General features: G+C 65.7%; 25 protein-coding genes. 2 read left to right on the top strand and 23 right to left on the bottom strand.

Annotated elements, in window-relative coordinates; genetic code table 11:
* Positions 1 to 133: 133 nt before the first annotated feature.
* From AQ611_RS09410 to ndk, 14 genes are all read right to left on the bottom strand, one after another.
* Positions 134 to 1,282, bottom strand: coding sequence for an ATP phosphoribosyltransferase regulatory subunit (locus AQ611_RS09410; RefSeq protein ID WP_059518095.1), 1,149 nt, complete (start codon positions 1,280 to 1,282; stop codon positions 134 to 136).
* A 128-nt stretch (positions 1,283 to 1,410) separates the two neighbouring features.
* A complete protein-coding gene (locus AQ611_RS09405) occupies positions 1,411 to 1,602 on the bottom strand; it encodes a DUF2065 domain-containing protein (RefSeq protein ID WP_059518097.1) in 192 nt (63 codons plus the stop codon).
* Positions 1,603 to 1,627: 25 nt separating this feature from the next.
* On the bottom strand, positions 1,628 to 2,527 hold the full coding sequence (hflC, locus tag AQ611_RS09400) for a protease modulator HflC (protein WP_069234320.1): 900 nt from the start codon (positions 2,525 to 2,527) through the stop codon (positions 1,628 to 1,630).
* A 13-nt stretch (positions 2,528 to 2,540) separates the two neighbouring features.
* Positions 2,541 to 3,902 carry an FtsH protease activity modulator HflK gene (gene hflK, locus AQ611_RS09395; RefSeq protein ID WP_069235219.1) on the bottom strand — a complete coding sequence of 454 codons (1,362 nt, stop codon included), beginning with the start codon at positions 3,900 to 3,902 and terminating at the stop codon, positions 2,541 to 2,543.
* An 81-nt stretch (positions 3,903 to 3,983) separates the two neighbouring features.
* Positions 3,984 to 5,147, bottom strand: coding sequence for a GTPase HflX (hflX, locus tag AQ611_RS09390; RefSeq protein WP_059518271.1), 1,164 nt, complete (start codon positions 5,145 to 5,147; stop codon positions 3,984 to 3,986).
* Between the two features lie 70 nt (positions 5,148 to 5,217).
* A complete protein-coding gene (gene hfq, locus AQ611_RS09385; protein ID WP_004192796.1) occupies positions 5,218 to 5,457 on the bottom strand; it encodes an RNA chaperone Hfq in 240 nt (79 codons plus the stop codon).
* Between the two features lie 137 nt (positions 5,458 to 5,594).
* Entirely contained in the window at positions 5,595 to 6,932 is a 1,338-nt protein-coding gene (gene der / locus AQ611_RS09380) for a ribosome biogenesis GTPase Der (protein ID WP_059518101.1), read from the bottom strand.
* Positions 6,933 to 7,225: 293 nt separating this feature from the next.
* Entirely contained in the window at positions 7,226 to 8,371 is a 1,146-nt protein-coding gene (gene bamB, locus AQ611_RS09375) for an outer membrane protein assembly factor BamB (protein ID WP_069234319.1), read from the bottom strand.
* Positions 8,372 to 8,413: 42 nt separating this feature from the next.
* The gene (locus AQ611_RS09370) at positions 8,414 to 9,043 is read right to left on the bottom strand and encodes a tetratricopeptide repeat protein (protein WP_069234318.1); all 630 of its coding nucleotides are present in this window, start codon (positions 9,041 to 9,043) and stop codon (positions 8,414 to 8,416) included.
* Between the two features lie 51 nt (positions 9,044 to 9,094).
* Positions 9,095 to 10,435 (bottom strand): histidine--tRNA ligase, encoded by a 1,341-nt coding sequence (gene hisS / locus AQ611_RS09365; protein WP_069234317.1) that lies wholly within the window; start codon positions 10,433 to 10,435, stop codon positions 9,095 to 9,097.
* Positions 10,436 to 10,453: 18 nt separating this feature from the next.
* The gene (gene ispG, locus AQ611_RS09360) at positions 10,454 to 11,806 is read right to left on the bottom strand and encodes a flavodoxin-dependent (E)-4-hydroxy-3-methylbut-2-enyl-diphosphate synthase (protein ID WP_069235218.1); all 1,353 of its coding nucleotides are present in this window, start codon (positions 11,804 to 11,806) and stop codon (positions 10,454 to 10,456) included.
* Positions 11,807 to 11,898: 92 nt separating this feature from the next.
* A complete protein-coding gene (locus AQ611_RS09355) occupies positions 11,899 to 12,999 on the bottom strand; it encodes a helix-turn-helix domain-containing protein (protein WP_069234316.1) in 1,101 nt (366 codons plus the stop codon).
* A gap of 156 nt (positions 13,000 to 13,155) precedes the next feature.
* A complete protein-coding gene (rlmN, locus tag AQ611_RS09350) occupies positions 13,156 to 14,289 on the bottom strand; it encodes a dual-specificity RNA methyltransferase RlmN (protein ID WP_069234315.1) in 1,134 nt (377 codons plus the stop codon).
* Positions 14,290 to 14,329: 40 nt separating this feature from the next.
* Positions 14,330 to 14,755, bottom strand: coding sequence for a nucleoside-diphosphate kinase (ndk, locus tag AQ611_RS09345; protein ID WP_059518113.1), 426 nt, complete (start codon positions 14,753 to 14,755; stop codon positions 14,330 to 14,332).
* A 247-nt stretch (positions 14,756 to 15,002) separates the two neighbouring features.
* Between ndk and AQ611_RS09340 the strand changes: the two genes are divergently transcribed.
* Entirely contained in the window at positions 15,003 to 15,701 is a 699-nt protein-coding gene (locus AQ611_RS09340; RefSeq protein WP_069234314.1) for a Bax inhibitor-1/YccA family protein, read from the top strand.
* Between the two features lie 150 nt (positions 15,702 to 15,851).
* Here AQ611_RS09340 and rlmD read toward each other — a convergent pair whose 3' ends face one another.
* On the bottom strand, positions 15,852 to 17,240 hold the full coding sequence (gene rlmD / locus AQ611_RS09335) for a 23S rRNA (uracil(1939)-C(5))-methyltransferase RlmD (RefSeq protein WP_069234313.1): 1,389 nt from the start codon (positions 17,238 to 17,240) through the stop codon (positions 15,852 to 15,854).
* Between the two features lie 135 nt (positions 17,241 to 17,375).
* Between rlmD and AQ611_RS09330 the strand changes: the two genes are divergently transcribed.
* Positions 17,376 to 18,236, top strand: coding sequence for an endonuclease/exonuclease/phosphatase family protein (locus tag AQ611_RS09330; protein WP_069234312.1), 861 nt, complete (start codon positions 17,376 to 17,378; stop codon positions 18,234 to 18,236).
* An 87-nt stretch (positions 18,237 to 18,323) separates the two neighbouring features.
* Here AQ611_RS09330 and AQ611_RS09325 read toward each other — a convergent pair whose 3' ends face one another.
* The 8 genes from AQ611_RS09325 to AQ611_RS09290 all read right to left on the bottom strand — a co-directional run bounded on the left by AQ611_RS09325 (position 18,324) and on the right by AQ611_RS09290 (position 25,354).
* Complete coding sequence (locus tag AQ611_RS09325) at positions 18,324 to 19,100, bottom strand: 3'-5' exonuclease (RefSeq protein ID WP_069234311.1); 777 nt, start codon at positions 19,098 to 19,100, stop codon at positions 18,324 to 18,326.
* 7 nt (positions 19,101 to 19,107) lie between these two features.
* A complete protein-coding gene (gene rpoS / locus AQ611_RS09320) occupies positions 19,108 to 20,199 on the bottom strand; it encodes an RNA polymerase sigma factor RpoS (protein ID WP_059518123.1) in 1,092 nt (363 codons plus the stop codon).
* An 11-nt stretch (positions 20,200 to 20,210) separates the two neighbouring features.
* Complete coding sequence (locus AQ611_RS09315) at positions 20,211 to 21,074, bottom strand: peptidoglycan DD-metalloendopeptidase family protein (protein WP_180978156.1); 864 nt, start codon at positions 21,072 to 21,074, stop codon at positions 20,211 to 20,213.
* 11 nt (positions 21,075 to 21,085) lie between these two features.
* A complete protein-coding gene (locus AQ611_RS09310) occupies positions 21,086 to 22,105 on the bottom strand; it encodes a protein-L-isoaspartate(D-aspartate) O-methyltransferase (RefSeq protein WP_069235217.1) in 1,020 nt (339 codons plus the stop codon).
* Complete coding sequence (surE, locus tag AQ611_RS09305) at positions 22,102 to 22,863, bottom strand: 5'/3'-nucleotidase SurE (protein WP_069234309.1); 762 nt, start codon at positions 22,861 to 22,863, stop codon at positions 22,102 to 22,104. Before surE ends, AQ611_RS09310 begins: the two co-directional genes overlap by 4 nt.
* A gap of 163 nt (positions 22,864 to 23,026) precedes the next feature.
* A complete protein-coding gene (locus tag AQ611_RS09300; protein ID WP_069234308.1) occupies positions 23,027 to 24,232 on the bottom strand; it encodes a CaiB/BaiF CoA transferase family protein in 1,206 nt (401 codons plus the stop codon).
* A gap of 161 nt (positions 24,233 to 24,393) precedes the next feature.
* Positions 24,394 to 24,996 (bottom strand): recombination mediator RecR, encoded by a 603-nt coding sequence (gene recR / locus AQ611_RS09295; RefSeq protein ID WP_082710200.1) that lies wholly within the window; start codon positions 24,994 to 24,996, stop codon positions 24,394 to 24,396.
* Positions 24,997 to 25,027: 31 nt separating this feature from the next.
* The gene (locus AQ611_RS09290) at positions 25,028 to 25,354 is read right to left on the bottom strand and encodes a YbaB/EbfC family nucleoid-associated protein (RefSeq protein ID WP_059469738.1); all 327 of its coding nucleotides are present in this window, start codon (positions 25,352 to 25,354) and stop codon (positions 25,028 to 25,030) included.
* Between the last annotated feature and the right edge of the window lie 21 nt (positions 25,355 to 25,375).

Raw genomic sequence — 25,375 nt, 5'->3', positions numbered from 1 at the left:
CGTATTCTACCTAGGTTCGCCGCCAGCTCCGAATTTTTCCGTTTCACTTCAACGATATGGCACGCTGAAAGCGGCTCGGAAACCGGCCGGCGGAGCCTCGCGCGGGCGGCATCGCGCGGCGATGCGCGCGCCGTCAGCGGCGCTCGACGACCCACGCGCCGTCCCGCTCGACGAGCATGCGGTCGCACGCGAATTCGTCGAGCCCGCCGTCGTGGCCCGGCAACGCCTCGATCACCACCTCGCCCGCATCGCGCAGCGCAGCAACGGTTGCCCGCAGCGCAGCATCCTGGTTCCACGGCGCGAGAATCGCGGCGCCGCGCGCCTCCACCGGCGAAATCCGCGCGATTTCGCGCAGATCGAGCGAGAAACCCGTCGCCGGACGCGCGCGCCCGTATGCCTGGCCGACGTGATCGTAACGTCCGCCGCGCGCCACCGCATTCGGCACGCCGTCGACATACGCGGAAAACATCGCGCCGCTGTGGTACGCGTAACCGCGCAAATCGGCGAGATCGATCGTCACTTCGGCATTCGTCACTCGCGCGGCAAGCTCGCTCAGATCGTCGAGCGCGCGGTCGATTTCGGGCAGCGCGGGCAGCTCGCGCCGCGCCTCGTCGAGCACCGACGGATCGCCGTACAGATGCGGCAACGCACGCAGCGCGGCGCGCGTATCCGGGCCGAGGTCATCGGTCAATTCGTGCAGCAGCGGCACGTCCTTGCCCGCAAGCGCGTCGTACAGCGCCTCGCCGCGGGCGGCCGCGGCCGTGTCGCGTGAGAACAACGCAGCCAGCACGCCGGCATGGCACAAGTCGAGCCGGATTTTCGTCAGACCAGACAGATGCAGCGCATCGAGCATCAGTTGCTGGATCTCCTGATCGGCCTCCAGGCCCGCATGCCCGTAAATTTCCGCGCCGATCTGGATTTGCTCGCGCGTCGCATGCAGACCGCGCGGTCGCGTATGCAGCACGTGGCCGGCATAACAAAGGCGCGTGACGCCTTGGCGGTTCAGCAGATGCGCATCGATGCGCGCGACTTGCGGCGTGATATCCGCGCGTAGGCCGAGCGTGCGGCCCGACAACTGATCGACGAGCTTGAACGTGCGCAGATTCAGATCGTTGCCGCCGCCCGTGAGCAGCGATTCGAGATATTCGAGAAGCGGCGGCATCACCATTTCGTAGCCATACGAGCGAAAACGGTCGAGCAGCCTGCGGCGCAGCTCCTCGATCTTGCGCGCCTCCGACGGCAGTACGTCGGCAATATTCTCGGGAAGTAACCAGGTCGACATCGTGGCGATCCTACGACAGGAAACACGGCGCGCGCACGCGCCTCGGATTGAAATCGGGTGCGACGCCCGGCTTGGGCCGAACGTCTGCGGCATGCGGGCGCCGGCTGGCGCCCACGCGCGGCGACAGGTCAGGTCACGAGCAGCAGCAGCGCGAGCCCGAGCGCCATCACGACGAATCCGCCGATCCGGATATGGTGCGGTGGCCGCTCCGCCATTCTACGGAACGTGTCGCGCCACGCGCTCGGGAACACGAACGGAAACGCGCCCTCGACGATGAGCATCAGCGCGACAGCAAGCAGTAACGAGCCAGCGAGATTCATGTGAGCGGCCAAGCGCGCCGGCGCGTCAACGTTTGTGGGGAGCCGCGCCTGCCGCCGGCGCGCCGCCCGTCGGGCTGCGCATGAAGCGGAAGAACTCGCTGTCGGGATCGACGACGATGATGTCGTTCGGCTTGAAGCTGTTCCGGTACGCCTGCAGGCTCGCGTAGAACTGATAGAACTGCGGGTCGCGGCCGAACGCGTCGGCCGCGATCGACGCCGCCTGCGCGTCGCCGTCGCCCTTGATCGATTGCGCAGTCTTGTACGCATCGGCCAGGACGGCCTGCTGCTGGCGGCTCGCATCCGCGCGGATCTGCTCGGCCTGCGCGGCGCCTTGCGCGCGTTCGCGCTGCGCCTGCTGCTGCAGGTCGGCCGTTATCCGGCGATACGCATCGTCCGCTTGCGCGGCCGGCAGATCGACACGGGTGAGTTGCACGTCGACGATATCGATGCCAAGCGGCGCCGCGGCCGCGCCGAGCGCCTGCTTCACCTCTTGCGCGATCGCGCGTTGCTCGCCGAGTGCCGCATCGCGCGCGCGCTTGGCAAACGCATCGTCAAGCGCGCGCTTGATAGCCGCCGAAAGACGGTCGACCTCGCCGCGCGCCGCGCCGCCCGTCTGCTGGTAATACTTGAGCGCATCGGCAATCCGGTATCTGACGACGGGACTCACGAGCAGATCGCGGCCGTCCTGCGTGGTCAAGCTTTGCGGATCGGCCAGGTCGAACGACTGGATGCGAATGTCGACGAGCGTCGCCGCCTGCAGCGGCTGCGGCAGTTTGAAATGCAGGCCGGGGCCGGCAAGCGTCGGCGCGGCGCCGTCGCGCGACGACAATATGGCCGCATGGCGCGGGTCGACGACGAACACCGTCGACGACGCCGCCAACACGGCGATGGCGATCGCTACGACGAGCGCGATGATTCGATTCATGTTGCAGCCCTCGTTACTGCAGATCGTCGGTGCGCGAACGGCTGCGGAAAGCCTCGCGGGAACGCAGCGAATCGCTGGCGGATGCCGGGCTGGCGGCAGCCGGCGGCGGCACGCCTGCGGCGCTTGCCGCCGCCGCGGGCGCCTGCGACGATGCGGCCGGCGCCTGTGACGATGCAGCGGGCGCTGCCGCCCGCGCTTGCGCATCGCTCGCGGGTGCGGCGCCGCTTGTGCCGCTGGCCGCCGCATCGGCCGCGCGCGCGCGGCCCGCTTCGACGATCTTGTCCAGCGGCAGGTACAGCATGCTGTTGCCCGCCTTGTTGCCGACGTACACCTTCGTCGTGTTCGAGTAGATCTCCTGCATCGTCTCGAGATACATCCGCTCGCGAATCACCGCGGGCGCCTTCGAATACTGCGCATAGACCTCCTTGAAGCGATCGGCATCGCCTTGCGCCTGCGTGACAACGCGCTGTGCGTAAGCCTTCGCATCGTCGATCATTTTCGCGGCGTCCCCCTGCGCGCGCGGCAGCAATTCGCTCGCATACGTTTGAGCAGCGCTCTTCGCGGCCTCGCTGTCCTGCCGCGCTTTCGCAATGTCGTCAACGGCCGCCTGCGCCTGCTCGGGCGGCGCCACGCTCTGCACGGTCACGCCCGTCACGACGAGCCCCGTCTTGTAGTGGTCGAGATCGCGCTGGATCGCCTTCGAAAGCGCATCGCGCAGTGCATCGCGATCGCCGGCGAGCACGTCGTCCGCGGACCGGCTGCCGACCATCTCGCGCACCGCCGACTGCGCGGCCTGCGCGACGCTGCGCTCCGGATCGGCCGTGCGGAACAGATAATCGGTGGCAGACCCGATCCGATATTGAACGACGAACCGCACATCGACGATATCGGCATCGCGCGTGAGCATCGATGCGTCCTTCACGTTCGCGAGCCGCACGACATTATTGCGGCCGATCTCGACGGAGCGCACCTGCGCGGTATCGACGATCTCGTGCGACTCGAACGGGGACGGCAGACGCCAGTGCGCGCCTTCGCCGACCGTGCCCTTGTATTCGCCCAGGCGCAGCACCACGCCCGTCTGCCCGTCCTGCACGACAAAGATGCCGCTGCCGAAATAGATGGCGATCAGCGCGCCCGCGACGATGCCGACGCCTACCCGTGCCGCACGCCCGTTGTCGGGGCGCAAGCCATTGTTGCCGGAGCCCTTGCGGCCGAGCCAGCCGGATAGGCGGCGATTGAAATTCCGCCACATCTCGTCGAGATCCGGGGGGCCTTCGTCGCGCCCGTCCGGGCGCTTCGACCCGTTCGCGCGCGGCGGCTCGCCGTTGCCGCCCCGCCCCCAGCGGGGGTCATTGATCGACGGCAATGCGTGCATCGGCCGCTGGGTACTCCGCTCGTTGTAGTCGTTCACCTGTGTTTGTTCACCAGATTGGAGCAGCATGACCGACCGCAGTCGTCAGTGCCCGTGTTCGGAAACCGGGTGGTCTTCGTGTGGTTGCGCCGGCGCGCCGATAAGCGGCATGGCGCCGGCGAGATGTTCCGCGGTAGCGATCTCGGCGATGGCGGCGCGCAACGCGTCGAGTCCTTGACCTGTTCGCGCGCTTAAAAAGACGCGCGAAATATTACCATACTCGTCCCGCTCGACCGCACCGCCGCGGGCCGCCAGCTCCGGCACCGCATCGATCTTGTTGAACACCAGAATCTGGCGGATCGAATCCGCGCCGATCTCATGCAACACGCCGTTGACCTGCTCGATCTGCTCGAGCCGCACCACGCTCGACGCATCGACGACGTGCAGCAGCAGATCCGCATGAATCGTCTCCTCGAGCGTCGCGCGAAACGCGGCGACGAGCTGGTGCGGCAGCTCGCGAATGAATCCGACCGTGTCGGACACGACGATCTGCCCCACGTCGTCGCCGAGATAGACGCGCCGCGACGTCGTATCGAGCGTCGCGAACAGCTGGTCCGCCGCATACGCCTGCGCTTTCGTCAGCGCATTGAACAGCGTCGACTTGCCCGCGTTCGTATAGCCGACGAGCGACACCGACATCGTCCGGTTGCGCTCGCGCTGGCGGCGCTGCGTGTGGTGCTGACGGCGCAGTTTCTCGAGCCGAGATTTCAGCATTTTGATGCGCTCGCCGATCAATCGCCGGTCGGTTTCGAGCTGGGTTTCGCCGGGACCGCGCAGGCCGATACCGCCCTTTTGCCGTTCGAGGTGGGTCCAGGCACGAATCAGCCGGGTGGCGAGATATTGAAGCTGCGCGAGTTCGACCTGCAATTTGCCTTCGTGGCTGCGCGCGCGCTGCGCGAAGATGTCGAGAATCAGGCTGGTGCGATCGACGACGCGCCGATTGAGCATCCGCTCCAGATTGCGTTGCTGCGCGGGTGCGAGCGCATGGTTGAAGATGACGATTTCGACGTCGTTCGCCTCGCATGCGAGCCGCAATTCTTCGGCTTTACCACTGCCGACGAACATCGCGGCATCGGGGCTCGCGCGGCGGCCCGTCAGCGTGACGGCGGGATGGGCGCCCGCGCTGGCGGCGAGCAGACTGAGTTCTTCGAGACTGGCTTCGAAATCGGTTTTGCCGAAATCGATGCCGACTAACGCTGCGTTGATCAAATTGTCGGATATCAAGATAAGGCGGCTGACATCAATTGCCGACGGCCATGCGAGCCAGCCGCGGCATAGGTTAGGACGCTGCTTCCGCGTCCGGGTGGAAATTCACCGGGCGGGCAGGCACGACCGTCGAAATGGCGTGCTTGTATACCATCTGGGTAACCGTGTTCCGGAGCAACACGACGTACTGGTCGAACGATTCGATGTTCCCTTGAAGCTTGATGCCGTTAACGAGATAGATCGAAACCGGCACATGCTCCTTACGCAGTGCGTTCAAAAACGGGTCTTGTAACAATTGCCCTTTGTTGCTCATGGCGTGCTCCATCTTTTTTGCAGGTTGATCTAGATTGGGGCGAAGAAAAAGAGATCCGCCGCCAATCGCTACACTATAGCCGATTTTGTCTGCGCCCCGCCTCTGCCATCAGGCCAGGCGCGCATGATATTGACCGATTATTCCTTGTCGGCATATGGATTCGTCGACGAACGGAACTCTATGCGCAATGGAGTGCCCGTCAACGAGAAAGTTTCTCGAAAACGATTCTCGAGATAACGTTTATACGTGTCGGTAACGGCGTCGAGCGCGTTGCCGTGAATCACGATGATGGGCGGATTCTGTCCGCCCTGGTGCGCATAGCGCAGTTTCGGCCGCACGGGGCCGCGGCGTCGCGGCTGCTGGAACTCGACCGCCTCGATCAACGCGCGCGTGAGCTTGGGCGTCGGCAGTTTCTTCATCGCGGCCGCATAGGCATCGTCGACCGAGCGCATGAGCGGGCCGATACCCGTTTTCTCCGCGGCCGAAATGAAATGGAATTTCGCGAAATCGAGAAACTTGAGCTTGCGCGCGAGATCGGCCTTGGTGCGCTCGCGCACATGCGGATCGAGTCCGTCCCACTTGTTCACGCCGACGACGAGCGCGCGCCCCTGCTCGACCACGAAGCCCGCGATGTGCGCATCTTGGTCGGAGATGTCCTGACGCGCATCCAGCAGCAGAATCACGACGTTCGCATCGGCGATCGACTGCAGCGTCTTCACCACCGAGAACTTCTCGATCGCCTCGAACACCTTGCCGCGCCGGCGCAACCCCGCGGTATCGATCAGCGTGTACTGCCTGCCGTTGCGCTCGAAATCGACGTAAATCGAATCGCGCGTCGTGCCCGGCATGTCGAACGCGATCACGCGCTCCTCGCCGATCAGCGTGTTCACGAGTGTCGATTTGCCGACGTTCGGCCGCCCGACGATCGCGATCTTGGTGCCGCGCGCGGCAGCGTTCTCGTCGCTCTCCTCCGGCTGGCCCGCATAGGCGACGTCGAGCGCCTCGTTGATCATGTCGGTCACGCCGTCGCCGTGCGCGGCCGAGATCGCGCGCGGATCGCCCAGGCCAAGTTCGTAGAAATCGGCGGCGACCGCCGTGTACTTCATCCCTTCGGCCTTGTTGACGACGAGGAAGATCGGCCGCCCGGTTTTTCTGAGATAGTCGGCGATCGATTTATCCTGCGGCGCGAGGCCGTTGCGGCCGTCGACGATGAACACGACGACGTCGGCCTCCTCGACCGCCTGCCGCGTTTGCCGCGCCATCTCGTGCAGGATGCCGTCCTTCGCGACCGGCTCGAAGCCGCCCGTGTCGACGACGAGATACGGCCGCGCGCCGATCCGCCCCTCGCCATAATGGCGATCGCGCGTGAGGCCGGGCAAATCGGCGACCAGCGCATCGCGCGAACGCGTGAGCCGGTTGAACAGCGTGGATTTCCCCACATTGGGGCGCCCAACAAGGGCAATGACCGGTTTCATCTGATGATGTCGTCTACGTGAAGCGCAAGCGGCGGAAGGCTCGCTGGCCGCGAGCGGCTGCGCTTGATGGAAATTAGCACGAATTCGCGCCGAACCGGCGCGCACGCGGCTGCATCGGCGCCGCGATACTTTTATTGATCAACCTGCCCCTGCGCTGCCGCAAGCCGCGCACGACGCGCGGCAGACCGCCTTCGGCAGACTGCGCAAGACCCGCTACAGCGGGCCGGCGCACAACCCTTCATCCTCTCTTCTATCGCGGCCGGCGTGCGAACCCGCCGCGTGCCGCGCGATGTTCAGCGCGGACGGAAACCGTATACGCCGCCGTCCTGCGTTTGCACGACGAGCGTGTTGCCCGCGAGCACGGGCGCCGCGTTGATCGCGCTGCCGTCCGTCTTCATCCGGGCGACGAATGCGCCGTCGTCACGCGACAGGAAATGCACGAAGCCCTTGTAATCGCCGAGCACCACGGCGCGGCCGAGCAGATACGGCACGCCGACGTCGCGGCTCTTGAGCTTGTCGTTGCGCCAAAGCTCCTTGCCCGTCGCGACGTCATACGCGGCGACGACGGACCAGTCGTCGCCGCCCACGACCACCGTATCGTCCTGCGCGATGCCGCTGCGGCTGGAGAACGGTTTTTCCCACTGTGGGCGGCCGGAATTCGCGTCGAAGCAGCCGAGCTGCCCCTGGAACGTCACCGCGCAGGTTTCGGCGCCGACGAGCGTGGGCGCGCCCGTCACGTCATTGATCCGCTCGACCTCGGTCACGCCCTTCGGGAACGACACCGGCGTTTGCCAGAACGGCTCGCCGGTCTGCAGGTTCAGCGCGATGAGACCGCCGCCCGGAAAGCCCGCGAGCACCGCGGCATCGCCCGCGAACGTCATGCCGGCCGACACGCGCAGGTTGAGCGGCACCGCCCGGTTGCGGTAGCTCCACTTCTGCTCGCCCGTCTGCGCGGAGAATGCGATCACCTGGCCGTCGATCGTGCGCACGATCACAAAACCGTTGCCGACGAGCGGCGGCGAGAAGATCTCGCCTTGCACGGACGTCTTCCACAGCAGTTTGCCATCCGGACCAAGCACGAAGAGGCCGCCCTTCAGCGCGCCGACCGCAGTCAGATTGCCGTCGCTGCCGACGCCGGCGGACAGGTCGGAACCCACCTTCGTGCGCCACACCTCCTGGCCCGTCTTCGCATCGATCTTCTCGACCGAGCCGTTTGCGCCGGCGACATAGACCGCATCGCCCACCGCGACCGGCGAGAACGAATAGCGGCCGCCCTTGCCGACGCTCGCCTTCCACACCTGCTGCACGTCGAGCGCGGGTTTGAACTCGGTGAGCGGCGTCGGCACGCGGCGTGCGTCCTTCGATGACGAACAGGCCGCGAGAACCAGGACGGCCGCCGCACAGGCAACAGGAGCAGCGTAACGTTTCAGCAGATTCATCGATGAGCGAAGCAAAGTTAGGTTGAGAACAAAAGCGCGCGCTTAGCCGCCGAGCGCATCCAGCTTGAATTGCACGAGTTGGCGCGAGGACGAATCATCCTTCGGCAGCGCGTCGAGCGCGAGCTTGTATGCGGCGCGCGCATCGTCGCTCTTGCCTTGCGCGGCAAGCAGGTCGCCACGGCGATCCGCGACGGGCCCCTTGAACGCATCGGGCGGCGTGCCCGCGAGCAGCGCGAGCCCCGCGTCGTACGCCTTTTCGTCGAGCAGCAGCGACGCAAGACGCAACTTCGCGATCTGCTTGTACTCGTCGTCCTTCGCGTGATCGACCGTCCATTGGAGCTGCGCCTTGGCGAGCGCCGCGTCGCCCGCGCCGTAGAGCGCCTTCGCGGCTTCGAGCGCCGTCATCTGCGCATAGGCGGTGCCGCCGAACTTGTCTTCCATGTCAGCGGCGACGCGTGAAATCTTCGTCTTGTCGTTCGACGCGACGGCCTGTTGCACCTGCTCATACAGCACCGCCGCCTGCGCGGCCTGACGCCGCTGCCAGTAATTCCAGCCGTTCCATGCCGCCGCGACCGCGAGCACGGCAATGGCGATCCAGGTCGTCAGATTGCCCCACCGGGTCCACCATGCCTTCAGGTTTTCAATCGATTCTTGTTCGTCGTGGTAGCTCATCGCCTAGCGATTCCTTCCTGTACACGCTTTCTGGTCGAGGACACGCCGCGATCAGTCGTCGCCGTCTTCGGCGGATGCAACCATCGCATTGATTAGAAATTCGGTCAAGTTTTCGACCGGCACCGACTGCTGAGCCTGCTTTTCGCCCGCCACGCCCGCATCGCGCAAAGGTTTCACGCTCGCCGTGCCGTTCGCTACTTCGTCCTCGCCGAAAATCACCGCGAATGCCGCGCCGCTCGCGTCCGCGCGCTTCATTTGCGATTTGAAGCTCGCGCCCGCGCCGTCGGCGCTGCAATGGAAAATCACGTCGAGGCCCGTGTCGCGCAGCCGCTCGGCGACGACGAATGCCTGTTCGCGCGCCGCATCGCCCTGATGGACCACGTAGACATCGACGCCGTCCTGCTCCGGCACGAGATCGTCTTCCTTCAGCAGTTCGAGAATCCGCTCGATACCCATCCCCCAGCCGCACGCGGGCGCGGGCTTGCCGCCCAATTGCTCGATCAGCGCGTCGTAGCGGCCGCCGGCCGCCACCGTGCCCTGCGCGCCGAGCTTGTCGGTCACCCACTCGAACACGGTCAGGTTGTAGTAGTCGAGGCCGCGCACGAGACGCGGATTGATCTTGAACGGCACGTTGTTGGCCTTCAGCAGGCGCTGCAACCCTTCGAAATGCGCGCGCGACTCATCGCCGAGGAAATCGATCAGCTTCGGCGCATTCTCGACGATCGCCTGCAGCGCGGGATTCTTCGTATCCAGCACGCGCAGCGGGTTCGTATATAGACGGCGCTGCGCATCGGCGTCGAGCTGGTCGACGTGCTGCTCGAGATACTTGATCAACTCGACGCGGTGCGCGGCGCGCTCTTCGGCGAGACCGAGCGAATTGATCTCGAGCCGGATGCCCATGAGGCCGAGATCGTCCCACAGCCGCTGGCACATCATGATGATTTCCGCGTCGGCGTCCGGGCCCGCGAAGCCGAGCGCCTCGACGCCGACTTGATGGAACTGCCGATAGCGGCCGCGCTGCGGGCGCTCGTGGCGAAACATCGGGCCGATGTAGAAGAGCCGCTTCGGTCCGTCGTACAGCAGGTTATGTTCGATCGACGCCCGCACGACGGCCGCGGTGCCTTCCGGGCGCAGCGCGAGTTCGTCGCCGTTCAGCGAATCGGTGAAGTTGTACAGTTCCTTCTCGACGATGTCGGTCACTTCGCCGATGCCGCGCGTGAAAAGCTGCGTGTGCTCGACGATCGGCGTGCGGATGCCCTGATAGCCATACGCGCGCAACAGCGATTTCGCGGTCGATTCGAAGAATTCCCACAGCGCGGCATCCTGCGGCAGGATGTCGTTCATGCCCTTCACGCCCGTCAGTTTGTCGAGCTTTCGCTTTTGTTCTGTCATCTGGTTACGGTTGACGAATTAATTCTGGAGCGCTTCGGCACGGCCTTGAGCGGCTGCGCCGTAGGTACGCGCAACGTAGTCGCTCACGATCTGCTGGAATTCCTGCGCGATGTGTTCGCCGCGCAGCGTTTTCACTTTCTGGCCGTCGATGAAGACAGGCGCAGCCGGATTCTCGCCCGAACCCGGCAGGCTGATGCCGATGTTCGCGTGCTTCGACTCGCCCGGGCCATTGACGATGCAGCCCATCACCGCGACGTTCATCTTCTCGACGCCCGGATATTCATTGCGCCACACCGGCATCTGCTCGCGCAGATAGTTCTGGATCTGCAGCGCGAGTTCCTGGAACAGCGTGCTGGTCGTGCGGCCGCAGCCGGGGCACGCGACGACCATCGGCGCGAACGAGCGCAGCCCCATCGTCTGCAAGATCTCCTGACCGACGACCACCTCACCCGTGCGCGACGCGCCCGGCTCCGGCGTCAGCGAAATCCGGATCGTGTCGCCGATCCCTTCCTGCAGCAGCACGCCGAGCGCGGCTGTCGACGCGACGATCCCCTTCGAGCCCATGCCCGCCTCGGTAAGCCCGAGATGCAGCGCGAAGCCGCAGCGGCGCGCCAGCTCCCGGTACACCGCGATCAAGTCCTGCACCCCGCTCACCTTGCACGACAGCACGATCTTGTCGCGCCCAAGGCCGAGTTCGACCGCACGCTCGGCCGAGCCGATCGCCGATTGGATCAGCGCTTCGTACATCACGCTCTGCGCGTCCCACGGCGTCGCGCGCGCGGCGTTCTCGTCCATCATCCGCGCAAGCAGATCCTGATCGAGGCTGCCCCAGTTCACGCCGATTCGCACTGGTTTGTCGTACTTGATCGCGGCTTCGATCATCTGCGCAAACTGCGTATCGCGCTTCGCGCCCTGGCCGACGTTGCCCGGATTGATCCGGTACTTCGACAGTGCCTGCGCGCAGTCCGGATAGTCGCGCAACAGCAGATGTCCGTTGTAATGGAAATCGCCGACGAGCGGCACCGCAATGCCCATCCGATCGAGCTGCTCGCGAATCGCGGGCACCGCGGCGGCCGCCTCGGGCGTATTCACGGTGATGCGAACGATTTCGGAACCCGCATTCGCGAGTTCCTTCACCTGGATCGCCGTGCCGATCGCGTCGGCCGTGTCGGTGTTCGTCATCGACTGCACACGAACCGGCGCATCGCCGCCGATCGTCACGAGATTGCCGCCCCAGCGGACATCGACGCCATGCGACACGCGCCGCGGCGCATGCCCGCCGAACACCGGCTCGGTTGAACAGATTTGGCTGTCTCGAGGAAGTCGAGCGTCGGTAGATCGAGCTTCAGGGGATTGAGCTTCGGATTGCATCGTTGGATCCAAATTTACGCATGGCGCGCCGCCCGTCGGCTGCGCGCGAATGGGAAAAGCGTCGCGGCCGCCTGCGGTCACGACGCTGGCCGTCAGGGCAACGCGAAACGCGCGACGTTACCCCGAGCCGCCGAGTATTTTGCCGGATCGACAGGCTTGCCGTCGAAAGCGATCGACTCGAGCCCGGCCTTGTTGCCGATCGTCACCTTGAGCGGCGCGTCGCCCGCCACCTGCTTGGTCTCGCCCGCCCGCACGAGCGCCGAGAACAGTTCCTTGCCGTGCTTATCGCGCACGCTGAACCAGCAGTCCTGCGCGACCTTCAACGTCACCACCGACTGGCCGGGCGCGACAGTCGCCGCCTCGCTTGCCGATGCCGATGCCGATGGCTGCGGCTGTGCCGCGGCCGCAACCGATGCCGCGGCCGGGCCAGCGGCGGTGGACTGCGCCGATGATGCCGCCGAAGCGGGCGATTCGCCAGCGACGCTCGCGACCAACGCCGGTCCGGCGACCTGCGCCGGCGCGAGCGCCGCGCTGCCCGGCACCGTTTGCGTTGCGGTTTGCTCGGCGGCGCCGGACGCGCCCCGCGCCTGCGTCACCGAACCCGACACTGCCGCGCTCGCCGGCAGCTCGGACGCGGCGCTCTCCGGCTGCTGGTCATGCACCGCTGCCGCGCCGTTATCCGCGCCGCCCGTCTTGAAGCGCGCGAGCCAATTCGTCGATTCGCCGCCCGTGCGCCACATCATCACGGCGACAAGCGCGACGACGGCCGCCGCGATCGCCCATAGCCACGGCCGGCTGCGCGACGAATCGCCGAGATGGATCGACACGCGCCCGCGCGGCAGATCGGCGCCCGACGACGCGGGCAACGACAAGTCCACCGCCGGCACGCCTTTCTCTCGGCGCAGCGCTTGCGCGAACGGTTCCGGATCGACGCCCAGCATCTTTGCGTAGCTGCGCACGACGCCAAGCGCGAACGTCGTGCCTGGGAACTGGCTCGTGTCGCCCGCCTCGAGCGCCTGCAGCTTCGGTGCGGCGATCTTCAGCCGCGCGGACACGTCGTCGACGGACCAGCCTTTCGCACGACGCAACTCCGCGAGCCGCTCGCCGACGGCCGCGACCGATGCAAGCCCGGCCGCCGCCGGGTGCTCGCCTGCGTTCGTCTCTGGGCTCTTTGACGGCTGCGCTTCGCTCATCCTCATCCTCGCGTCGATTCTTCTTTCATGCGCGCCCGCGCCGGCTCCGGCCGCACACGCACCTATCGTTGTCACACAGCACGGCGCGCCGCGCCATCCCCGATCGCTTTCGCGTTTATTGCACTACCCGCCCAGGCACTCCCAACGGCATCCCCGTCAAACCGCCCGGACCTCGATCACCTTCGCCCCCGTGCGCTGCGCGAGACGCGTGCGATCCTTGACCGCGCCCGCGAGCTGGCCGCACGCGGCGTCGATATCGTCGCCGCGCGTCTTACGCACCGTCGTCACTATGCCGGCGTCGATCAGAATCTGCGCGAAGCGCTTGATCTGCTCCGGCTTCGAGCGCACGAGCCCCGATTCCGGAAACGGATTGAACGGAATCAGGTTGAATTTGCACGGCACGTCGCGCGTAAGCGCGAGGAGTTCGCGCGCATGCGCTTCGGAATCGTTGACGCCGTCGAGCATGCAATATTCGAACGTGATGAAGTCGCGCGGCGCGACCTTCAGATAACGCTCGCAAGCCGCCATCAGCTCACGCAGCGGATGTTTCTTGTTGAGCGGCACGAGCATGTCGCGCAGCGCGTCGTTCGGCGCATGCAGCGACACCGCGAGCGCGACCGGCAGCTCGGCGCCGAGCCGGTCCATCATCGGCACGACGCCCGACGTCGACAGCGTGACGCGCCTGCGCGACAAGCCATACGCGTTGTCGTCGAGCATCAGCCGCATCGCGGGCACGACCGCCGCGTAATTGAGAAGCGGCTCGCCCATGCCCATCATCACGACGTTCGTGACGACGCGCTCCGCGCGCCCGTTCGGACCGGGCGCGCGCCCAAGCGACGCCCGCAGCGCGAACTCCGCCATCCGCAACTGGCCGACGATCTCGCCCGTCGACAGATTGCGGGAAAAACCCTGCTTGCCCGTCGAGCAGAACCGGCAATTGACCGCGCACCCCGCCTGCGACGACACGCAAAGCGTGCCGCGCGTCTCCTCGGGGATGAACACCGTTTCGACCGCGTTGCCGTTGCCGACGTTGATGAGCCACTTGCGCGTGCCGTCCGCCGACACGTGATCGCTCAGGATGTCGGGCGCGCCGATCACGGCCCGCCCTTTCAGCTTTTCGCGCAGCGATTTCGCGAGATCGGTCATCCCGTCGAAATCGGTCGCATTGTACTGATGGATCCAGCGCTGCAACTGCTTCGCGCGAAACGCCTTCTCGCCGAGGCTGCCGCAATACGCGACGAGGCCGTCGGCATCGAAATCGAGTAGATCGACGGGAGATTCGTTCGCCATGGTGTCCTGCCTTGCCGCTACGCGCTGGATCTTGCCCGCGTCAACGCGAGTAGACGTTCATTTCCGGGAAGAAGAACGCGATTTCGACGCGCGCCGTTTCCGCCGCGTCCGAGCCGTGCACGGCGTTCGCGTCGATGCTGTCCGCGAAATCCGCGCGGATCGTGCCCTTTTCGGCCTTCTTCGGGTCCGTCGCGCCCATCAGCTCGCGATTCTTCAGAATCGCGTTCTCGCCCTCGAGAACCTGGATCATCACCGGGCCCGAGATCATGAAGTCGACGAGATCCTTGAAGAACGGGCGCTCGGCGTGAACGGCGTAGAACTTCTCCGCATCGGCGCGCGACAGGTGCGCCATGCGCGACGCAACGATCTTCAAACCGGCGTTTTCGAAACGGCTGTAGATCTGGCCGATCACGTTCTTCGCCACCGCATCCGGCTTGATGATCGACAGGGTGCGCTCGATTGCCATAAAAACTCCAAAAAATTAAGAGGTTACAGTTTCAAATGAATCCGCTATTGTAACACGTTCCCGTGTATCATTGCGATTGAACCCTTACACGACCGAAAGGTCGAATCAGCCATGTTTCGCGGGCGGCTCAATGTTGAAACCTCTCGCCTCGAAACCTATCTTAGGGGTAGCGGCGTCATGGCCTGCCGCGGCGCAACAAACATGCCGCCCGCTCGCGATGCCGCCACGTTCCATGTTAGGAGAAACCATGAACGATTATCCGTATAACTTCGGCCGCGGCGGCGCGATCAGTACCGCCGAGACCCGCAACCGCGTGCTGCGCAACACCTACTGGCTCCTCGCCCTGTCGATGGTGCCGACCGTGCTCGGCGCCTGGATCGGCGTCGCGACCGGTTTCTCGCTGTTTGCCGCGACGAGCCCGATGATGAGCTTCCTCGCGTTCCTCGCGATCGCGTTCGGCTTCATGTTCGCGATCGAGCGCACGAAGAACAGCGCGGCCGGCGTGTTCGTGCTGCTCGGCTTCACGTTCTTCATGGGCCTGATGCTGTCGCGCCTGTTGAGCTTCATCCTCGGCTTCTCGAACGGCCCCGCGCTCATCATGCTGGCGTTCGGCGGCACCGGCGTGATCTTTGCCGTGATGGCCACGGTCGCCACCGTCAGCAAGCGCGATTTCTCCGGCCTCGGCAAATGGCTGTTCGTCGGCGTGATCGTACTGCTGCTTGCGTCGTTCGCGAACGTGTTTCTGCACCTGCCGGCGCTGATGCTGACCGTATCGGTGCTTGCGATCGCGATCTTCTCCGCGTATATGCTGTTCGACGTCCAACGCGTCGTCAATGGCGGCGAAACCAACTACATCAGCGCGACGCTCGCGATCTACCTCGATCTGTACAACGTGTTCACGAACCTGCTCGCACTGCTCGGCATCTTCGGCGGCAATCGCAACTGAGCCTGAACCGCATCACCGAAGACCGGCCCGCATGGGCCGGTTTTTTTTTCGCCGCCATCTCGCAGCGAAGGTCCGCCGCGGAGTGCGCGAACGGTCATCGGAGCGGCCGGCGCGAAGCGCCGCGCGGCCGCGTCGCGCCGGCGGCCAACCCTACGCCCGCTCGAACAGCGCAATCGATTCGACGTGCGAAGTATGCGGAAACATATTCACCACGCCCGCGCCCTTGAGCCGGTAGCCGGCTTCGTGAACGAGCAATCCCGCGTCGCGCGCGAGCGTCGACGGATTGCACGACACGTAGACGATTCGCGCCGGCAAAGGCCCGCTGCCGCTCTGCGCGATCTCGGCCAGCGCCTTCGACACCGCGAGCGCGCCCTCGCGAGGCGGATCGATCAGGAATTTGTCGAACGCACCGAGCGCGCGGATATCGTCGGCCGTCACGTCGAACAGATTGCGGCAGGCAAACGACGTATGGCCGTCGACACCATTCGCCTTCGCATTCGCGAGCGCGCGCGTCGTCAGCGCTTCGCTGCCCTCGATGCCGACCACGTCGCGCGCGAGCCGCGCGAGCGGCAGCGTGAAATTGCCGATACCGCAAAACAGATCGAGCACGCGATCGCCGCGCGCCGGCGCGAGCAGCCGCAGCGCGCGCCCCACCAGCACGCGGTTGATCTGATGGTTGACCTGCGTGAAATCGGTCGGCTTGAACGGCATCCGGATGCCGAATTCGGGCAGCGTGTAGTCCAGCTCGACATCGAGCGGATAAAACGGCGCAACCGTATCCGGCCCCTTCGGCTGCAGCCAGAACTGCACGCGATGCGTATCGGCGAATTCGCGCAACAGCGCTTCGTCGGCCACGTTGATCGGCTCGAGCACGCGCAGCACCAGCGCCGTCACGCTCGAGCCGACCGCCAGCTCGATCTGCGGCATCCGGTCACGGATCGACAATCCCTCGACGAGCCGCCTGAGCGGCACGAGCAGCGCCGACACATGCGGCGGCAGAACCTCGCAGCTCGTCATGTCGGCCACGTAGCTGCTCTTGCGCTCGTGAAAACCGACGAGCACGCCGCCTTTTTTCGCGACATGGCGCACCGTGAGCCGCGCGCGATACCGGTAGCCCCACGACGGGCCGTGAATCGGCGAGAACATCGTCTCCGAGCGCAGTTTCGCGAGATGCCACAGGTTGTCCTCGAGCACGCGCTGTTTGATCGCGACTTGTGCGCGCATGTCGAGATGCTGCATCGAGCAGCCGCCGCAAGTACCGAAAAACGCGCATTTCGGCTGCGCACGCATCACGCTCGCGCGCACAATATCGACGACCTGTGCCTGCTCATAGGACGGCTTGCGGCGAAAGCTCGAATACGTGACGCGCTCGCCGGGCAACGCGCCTTCGACGAAGATCACTTTGCCGGGCTCGCCGTTTTCGTCGACGACGCGGCCGACGCCGCGCGCTTCCATGTCGAGCGAATCGATATCGAGAACCGGGGCGCGATCGGGCACGGCAGACGCGCGGCGCGCGGAAAGGGGGGCGGCTTCTGACACCAGCTATTCCTGACGAACGATTGTGAGCAAAGGCGAGATTGTAGACGAACGGCACGCCGAAGGGCGTGCCCGAGCGTCTCCAAACGGCCGGCCCGGCGCCTCGGGCCATCGCTGAACGATAACGGAGCGTCAACGATGCGACTCATTAGTTGGAACATCCAATGGGGACGGGATGCGAGCGGCACGGTCGATCTCGCGCGCACGATCGACGCCGCGCGCCGGCTCGGAGACTTCGACGTGCTATGCCTGCAGGAAGTCACGCGCGGCTTTCCGGCGCTGCCGGGCGGCCCATCCGACGATCAGTATGCCGAATTAGCCGCACTGCTGCCCGGCTACGACGTATTCGAGGCAATCGGCGTCGATCTGCCGCCGCGCGCGCCAGGCGCGCCGCGACGGCAATTCGGCAACGCGCTCGCGACCCGGCTGCCCGCCGAGCGCGTGCTGCGCCATGCGCTGCCGTGGCCCGCGAGTGCCGACGCGCCGTCGATGCCGCGCTGCGCGCTTGAAGTCACGCTGCGCGCGCGGTTTGGCGCGGTGCGCGTCGTCGTCACGCATCTCGAGTATTACTCGTCGGCGCAACGGCTCGCGCAAATCGACGCACTCAGGCGCCTGCATCGCGAAGCCGTCGCGCATGCGCGCGACAGCGCGCCTGCCGAAACGCTCGACGGCCCTTTCGCGGCGTCGGCGCGCGCCGCCGATGCAATCGTTTGCGGCGATTTCAACAGCGCATACGCGAGCGCCGCGTATCGGCGTTTCGTCGCGCCGTTTCCGGACGCGCCGCGTTTTGTCGATGCATGGCTCGCCCGCCATCCGGGAAAAGCGCCGCCGCCGACAGCAGGCGTCTACGACACCGCGCAATGGGCCGACGGGCCGCTCACATGCGATTTCGTATTCGTGACCGAAACGCTCGCTGAACGCATCACGCGCTGCGAAATCGACAGCGCGACACACGCGTCCGATCACCAGCCGATCGTGCTCGAACTGAACGACGCCTGAACGTCAATCGGAGAATGGGAAAACAGAAAAACGCCCTGCACCGGTCAGCGCAAACGGACGCATTGCCCATGCGCGAACCATGGGCGATCACGCGCCGAACGCAGCCAGATATTCGGCCCAGTGCGGCGCCGGCTCTTGCAACAGCGCATTTTTCACGAGCACGACCTCGTCCGCATATTCGGTTGGCGTCAAACCGCCCCGCATCTGCTGAAATCGGCAATACAGCAGGTACGTGTTCACGACGTCGGTTTCACAGTAATTGCGGATTTCGTCGAGCCGCCCTTGCTGGAATGCTGCCCAAACTTGGCTGCCATCCATCCCGAGCTTGCCTGGAAAGCCGCACAGCTTCGCAAGCGCGTCGAGCGGCGCGTTCGCGCGCGGCTGGTAGAGCGCGAGCAGATCCATCAGATCGGTGTGGCGCGTGTGATAACGGGACAGATAGTTGTTCCACTTGAATTCGCGATCGTCCTCGCCCATGTCCCAATAGCGCGGCGCGGCGACGCCGTGCACGAGCGCGCGGTAATGCAGCACCGGCAAATCGAAGCCGCCGCCGTTCCATGACACGAGCTGCGGCGTGTATTTCTCGATCACACGATAAAACGATTGGATCAGCACGGCCTCCGGATCGCCGGGCGCGCCGAGCGAGCGCACGCGAAAGCCCGTGTTGTCGCGAAACACGCACGAGATTGCGGCAATCCTCTGCAGATGGTGCGGCAAGAAATCACTGCCCGTCTTCTCGCGGCGCGCGGTGAACGCATGCTCGGCGACCTCGGCGTCGGTGAGCGCGGCGGGCAAATCCTCAAGACGGCGGATGCCGTCGACATCGGGAATCGTCTCGATGTCAAAAACCAGAATCGGGGTCATCAATCAGTTACAAAACGGCGTCTTTGCGCACGCCATTGGATGCAAAAAACCGCTTGAGCCGCACGAGCGCCTCTTGCTGGATCTGCCGCACGCGCTCGCGCGTCAGGCCCATCTCGTCGGCCAGCTCCTCGAGCGTCGCGGGTTCGATGTGGTTCAGCCCGAAGCGTCGCTCGATCACATGCCGGTGCTTGTCGGACAGGCGCGACAGCCACGCGCGCGTCAGCGTCTCCAATTCGCGGTGCTGAACTTCCGCGTCCGGCGATTGGCTTTGGTCGTCCGGCAGCAGATCGAGCAGGCTGCTCGCCGGATCGAGATCGAGCGGCGCGTCGAGCGACGCGGTGTGCTCGTTCAGCGCGAGGATGTCGGTGACCTCTTCCGCGGTCTTGCCGGTCAGGTACGCGATGTCGTCGATGCTCGCTTCGCGACGCTCGGCCGCTTCGCCGGTCGACAACGAATTTTTTTCCAAATGGCGCTTTGCGCGCAGCACCTGATTCAGTTCGCGGATCACGTGCACGGGCAGGCGCACCGTGCGTGCCTGGTTCATGATCGCGCGTTCGATACTTTGGCGGATCCACCAGGTCGCATAGGTCGAAAAGCGGAAGCCGCGCGTCGGATCGAACTTCTCGATCGCATGCATGAGCCCGAGATTGCCTTCCTCGATCAGATCGAGCAGCGGCACGCCGCGATTCAAATAGCCTTTCGCAATGCTGACGACGAGGCGCAGATTACGCTCGATCATCACCTGCCGCGCATCGAACTCGCCCGCCTTCGCCAGACGCGAGTAGCGCTGCTCCTCCTCGACCGTCAGCAGCGGTTTCACGCTGATCCGATTCAGGTAGTGCTGGATCGTGTCGGCGGTAAGCTCGGCTTGCAACAGCGCGCGGAAATCGTCGATATCGGGCGGGGCGTCGGCGGCTTCCCGCTCGTCGGCCGCGTCATCGGCATCGGCCGCCTCGGCATCGTGAGGCTCGTAATCATGCTCGTTACCGGCGACATCGTCGTCGCCCGTCGAAGCGCCAGTTCGCCCCGCCGAGGATTGCGTGGCACGACTGATCTTCTCAGGTTCGGCATGCAGCGGGTGGCGCTTCGATTTCGGCATGGTCGTCTCGTTTATTGAGGCGGCAAATACTTCAGCGGATCGACAGGTTTACCCTGCCGGCGAACCTCGAAATGCAACATCACGCGGTCGGAATCGCTATTGCCCATTTCTGCAATCTTCTGCCCCTTCGTCACCGCGTCCCCCTCTTTTACCATCAAAGCGCGGTTGTGTGCATACGCAGTGAGATAAGTCGCATCGTGCTTGATGATAATAAGATTGCCGTAGCCGCGCAGCCCGTTGCCGGCATAGACCACCCGGCCCTCCGCAGCAGCTTTCACGGCTTCGCCCGCGGTGCCGCCGATGTTGATTCCCTTGTTCTTCGAATCGTCGAACGTATTCAGGAGCGCGCCGCGCACGGGCCATGCAAACGACACGTTGCTCGCGGCAGGCGCGGCCGCTTCGGTGGATGCCGCAGCCGGCGCCGAACTCGAGCTGGAACCGGAGCCATAGATCGGCGGCACGGCCGGGCCGCTCGACAGCGGCGGCGTCGTCGCCGCGCCGCCCGCGGCAGGCGCGGCGGTAGTCACGCCGCCTGCGGGCGGCGCGACGCGCAGCAACTGGTCGACTTCGATCTGGTTCGGGTTCGTGAGATTGTTCCACGCCGCGATATCGCGATAGTTCTGGCCATTCTCGAGCGCGATCCGATAAAGCGTATCGCCCGGTTTCACCCGGTAGAAGCCAGGGGGCGCAGGCGGCAGCGGCGCTGCGGGCTGGGTGGCGGCCGTCGTGCCGAGCGAACCTGAACGGTCGACGACGGGCGCCTGGTCGAGCCGCGTCGCGCAAGCGGCGAGCAGCATGAAAGCGGCCATGCAAATCGCGCGCTGAGCGAGCGAGAGCGGAACCTTCGAACGATTGTTTTGCATCGCGCGCAACATACTCATCGGTATCAAATCACTCCGGATTTTAAAGGGACAAAGAAAACGCGATCAAGCCGCGATTCGCGCCACTGCGCGGGCGCGACACGCTCGACGAGCGTCAATACCTGCTCGCCTTCCTGCCCGCCGACAGGCGCGACGAGCCGGCCGCCGATCGCCAGTTGTTCCAACAGCGTGCGCGGCACGTCGAGCCCCGCCGCGGCGATCACGATCGCGTCGAACGGCGCGGCGGCGGGCAGCCCGACACATCCGTCGCCGTAATGCAGGCGGATATTCGGCACGCGCAACGGCCGCAAATTCAATTTTGCCCGCTCATAGAGCGGCTTCACGCGTTCGATCGAATAGACGTCGCGTGCGATGCGGCTCAGCACCGCGGCCTGGTAACCGCAGCCGGTGCCGATTTCGAGCACGCGCTCGAGCGCCCGGCCGGCCGCGGCGAGTTCGATCATGCGCGCGACGACGGACGGCTTCGAAATCGTCTGCTGATGCCCGATCGGCAGCGCCGCATCTTCGTATGCCTGCGCAGCCAGCCCGGGATCGACGAACATATGGCGCGGCACAGCGGCCATCGCGGCAAGCACGCGCGAATCGGTCACACCGTTGGCTTGCAGCCTTTCGACCATCCGCTCGCGCACCCGTTCCGAGGTCAATGCGAGCGCGCCCGCCAACGCGACATTCGGCGCGGCGCTCTTGTCGCCGCCACGCCGGGCAGCGCCGCCCTGGCTCGCCGCATGGGCCGCGCCTGCGGCCAGCTTCGTCGCGCGGGCCGCCTTCGGCGCAGGCGCTGCCTTCGGACCGGGCGCCGGTTTCGGCGCGGATGCGCTCGTCAACGGCGACGCGCCGCCGCTCTGCCCCGCGCGCCAATTCTGCGCGGCCGCCGGCGCCCCGGCGGGCGCGATCACCGCCGTCGCGACGCGCTGACGCGCGGCATCGCTCGCGCTGCGTTCGGCCGCGCGCATATCGGCCTTGCGCGGCTCGCGCTTCAGATCTTCGAGCGCGAGCGGAAACCGCTTCGCGCGCTCGCCGCTCATGAAGCGCCGCTCCGCGCGCGCGCCCACTCGCGGGTGGCTGACAGCATCTGGGTATGGGTGAGATCGAGCTGCAACGGCGTGATCGACACGAAACCCTCGGCGACCGCGTGAAAATCCGTGCCGTCGCTCGCATCGCGCGCCTCGCCGGACGGCCCGATCCAGTAGATCGGCTCGCCGCGAGGATTGGTTTGGCGGATCACGGGCTGCGACGGATGCCGCTTGCCGAGCCGCGTCACCCGCCAGCCCTTGAGCGCATCGTAGCTGCGGTTCGGAATGTTCACGTTCAACAGCGGCTGCCCGGCGAGCGGGTGCGCGAGATAGTGGCGCACGATCTCGGCCGCGACGCGCGCCGCATCGGCCAGATGCGCCCAGTCCTTGTCGACGAGCGAGAACGCGATCGCCGGCACGCCGAACATGATGCCTTCCGTCGCGGCGGCGACCGTGCCCGAATACAGCGTGTCGTCGCCCATGTTCTGGCCGTTATTGATCCCCGAGACAACGAGGTCGGGCTTCGCGTCAAACAACCCGGTCAACGCGACGTGCACCGAGTCGGTCGGCGTGCCGTTCACGTAGTAGAAACCCGAGGTCGCCGAGCGCGACACCGACAACGGCCGCGACAACGTCAGCGAGTTCGAGGCTCCGCTGCAATTCTGTTCGGGCGCCATCACCGTGACGTCGGCGAACGGGCACAGCGCTTCATAAAGCGCGGCGATACCGGGCGCGAGATAGCCGTCGTCGTTACTGAGTAGGATTCGCATCCGGCGATTGTAACCGAGGAAAGATTGCGCGAGAGCGACAGCCAGGGTGCCCGACCTGCGCCGACGGCGACGCGGCGCCAGCCGTGGCTCGCGCCCGCGTGCAGGCGGACGAGCGAGCCGGCGGGCGCGCGAAGCGCCGGCGTCCGGGGCCGGCGCGCCGCGCTCAGATCGCCCGCTTGTCGCGCAGCGCGGCGATCGCCGGCGCGTCGTAGCCCAGCTCGCGCAGCACTTCGTCCGTGTGCTCGCCAAGCTCGGGGCCGAGCCAACGCGTCTCGCCCGGCGTGCCGGACAGTTTCGGCGTGATGTTCGGCAACGCAATCTCGTTGTCGCCGGCCCATTTGAAACGCTGGATCATCTCGCGTGCGGCGAACTGCGGATCGGTGAACATGTCGGCCACGCTATAGATCCGCGATGCCGGCACGTCGGCCGCGTTCAGCACCGTGAGCGCGTCATCGATCGGGCGCGGCGCGAGCCACGCGGCGATCGCCGCATCGATTTCGTCGGTGCGCGGCACGCGTCCGTCGTTGCGCGCGAGCGCCGGATCGTCGGCGAGATCGTCACGCCCGATCGCCTTCATCAGGCGCTTGAAAATCGGATCGCTGTTGCCGCCGATCACGATACTGCCGTCGCGGCACGCATAGGTGTTCGACGGCACGATGCCCGGCAGCGACGCGCCCGTGCGCTCGCGCACCAGCCCGTAGACGCCGTACTCCGGCACGACGCTTTCCATCATGTTGAAAACGGCTTCGTAAAGCGCGACGTCGACCACCTGCCCCGCGCCGCCGTTCACGTGACGATGATGAAGCGCCATCAGCGCGCCGATCACGCCGTGCAGCGCGGCGATCGAATCGCCGATCGAAATGCCGATACGCGGCGGCGGACGGTCCGGATAGCCGGTGATATGGCGCAGCCCGCCCATCGATTCGGCAATCGAGCCGAAACCGGGACGGTCGCGGTACGGCCCCGTCTGCCCGTACCCGGACAGGCGCACCATCACGAGACCGGGGTTTTCCGCGGCGAGCACGTCATAGCCGAGACCGAGCTTTTCAAGCAGGCCCGGCCGAAAATTCTCGATCACGACGTCGGCGTCGCGCGCGAGACGGCGCACGATTTCCTTGCCGTCGTCCGACTTGAGGTTGACCGTCACCGATTTCTTGTTACGCGCCTGCACCGCCCACCACAGCGACGTACCGCCCGCCTCCGGATACAGCTTGCGCCACTTGCGCAGCGGGTCGCCGCCGTCCGGGTCCTCGATCTTGATGACCTGCGCGCCGAATTCGGCGAACAGACGCGCAGCGAATGGCCCCGCGATCAGCGTGCCGAGTTCGAGCACCTTGACACCCGCGAGCGGGCCGTGGGTTGCGCTCATATCACTCTTCCTTGGATTGGACTGGGGAATCGCACCGGTTGACCCGGCGCATCGTGCGCAAGCGCGATACGGGCGCTGCGCGCATCCGTCGCGATCGGGCGGCGATGAAGCGGCGCGATCGCGCAAGCGCGCCGCGCGCGCGTAATGCGCAGGCGACGCCGCTAGAGCGTGCGCCTGTCGAGCATCGCGCGCGCGATCGTGCCTGCATCGACATACTCGAGTTCGCCGCCCACCGGCACGCCGCGCGCGAGCCGCGTGACGGCCAGGCCGCGCGCCTTCAGCGTCTGCCCGAGATAATGCGCGGTCGCCTCGCCTTCGTTCGTGAAGTTGGTCGCCAATACGACCTCCTTCACGACGCCGTCCGACGCGCGCCGCACGAGCCGGTCGAAATGAATTTCCTTCGGGCCAATTCCGTCGAGCGGGCTCAGACGCCCCATCAGCACGAAATACAGCCCGCGATAGGTCATCGTCTGCTCGAGCATGATCTGGTCGGCGGGCGTCTCGACGACGCAAAGCAGCGTCGGATCGCGCTCCGAATCGCTGCAAACCTCGCAGATCTGCGCCTCGGTGAACGTATTGCACTTCTCGCAATGCCGCAGGTGCTCGGTCGCGAACAGCAACGAGCGGCCAAGCCGCGCGGCGCCATCCCGGTCATGCTGCATCAGGTGATACGCGATGCGCTGCGCGGATTTCGGCCCGACGCCCGGCAGCGCGCGCAGCGCTTCGACGAGTTCGGACAGCGCGGAAGGCGGCTTGATGCTCATGCGCAATCGATGAAAATCGAACGGCCGCGCATCAGAACGGCAGCTTGAAGCCCGGCGGCAGCGGCAGGCCGGCGGTCATCCCGCTCATCTTTTCCTGCGACGTCGCCTCGGCCTTGCGCACTGCGTCGTTGAACGCGGCGGCGACCAGGTCCTCGAGCATGTCCTTGTCGTCGGCAAGCAGGCTTGGATCGATCGACACGCGGCGCACTTCGTTGCGGCAGGTCATCGTCACCTTGACGAGCCCGGCGCCGGATTGGCCTTCCACCTCGACCAGCGCCAGTTGCTCCTGCATCTTCTTCATGTTTTCCTGCATCTGCTGGGCCTGCTTCATCAGCCCGGCGAGTTGACCCTTCATCATGGACGTGCTCCTTCGTAATCG

It is taken from the genome of Burkholderia singularis, from assembly GCF_001718875.1.
Lineage (GTDB): Bacteria > Pseudomonadota > Gammaproteobacteria > Burkholderiales > Burkholderiaceae > Burkholderia > Burkholderia singularis.
This window is presented reverse-complemented; position numbering and strand designations above follow the sequence as displayed.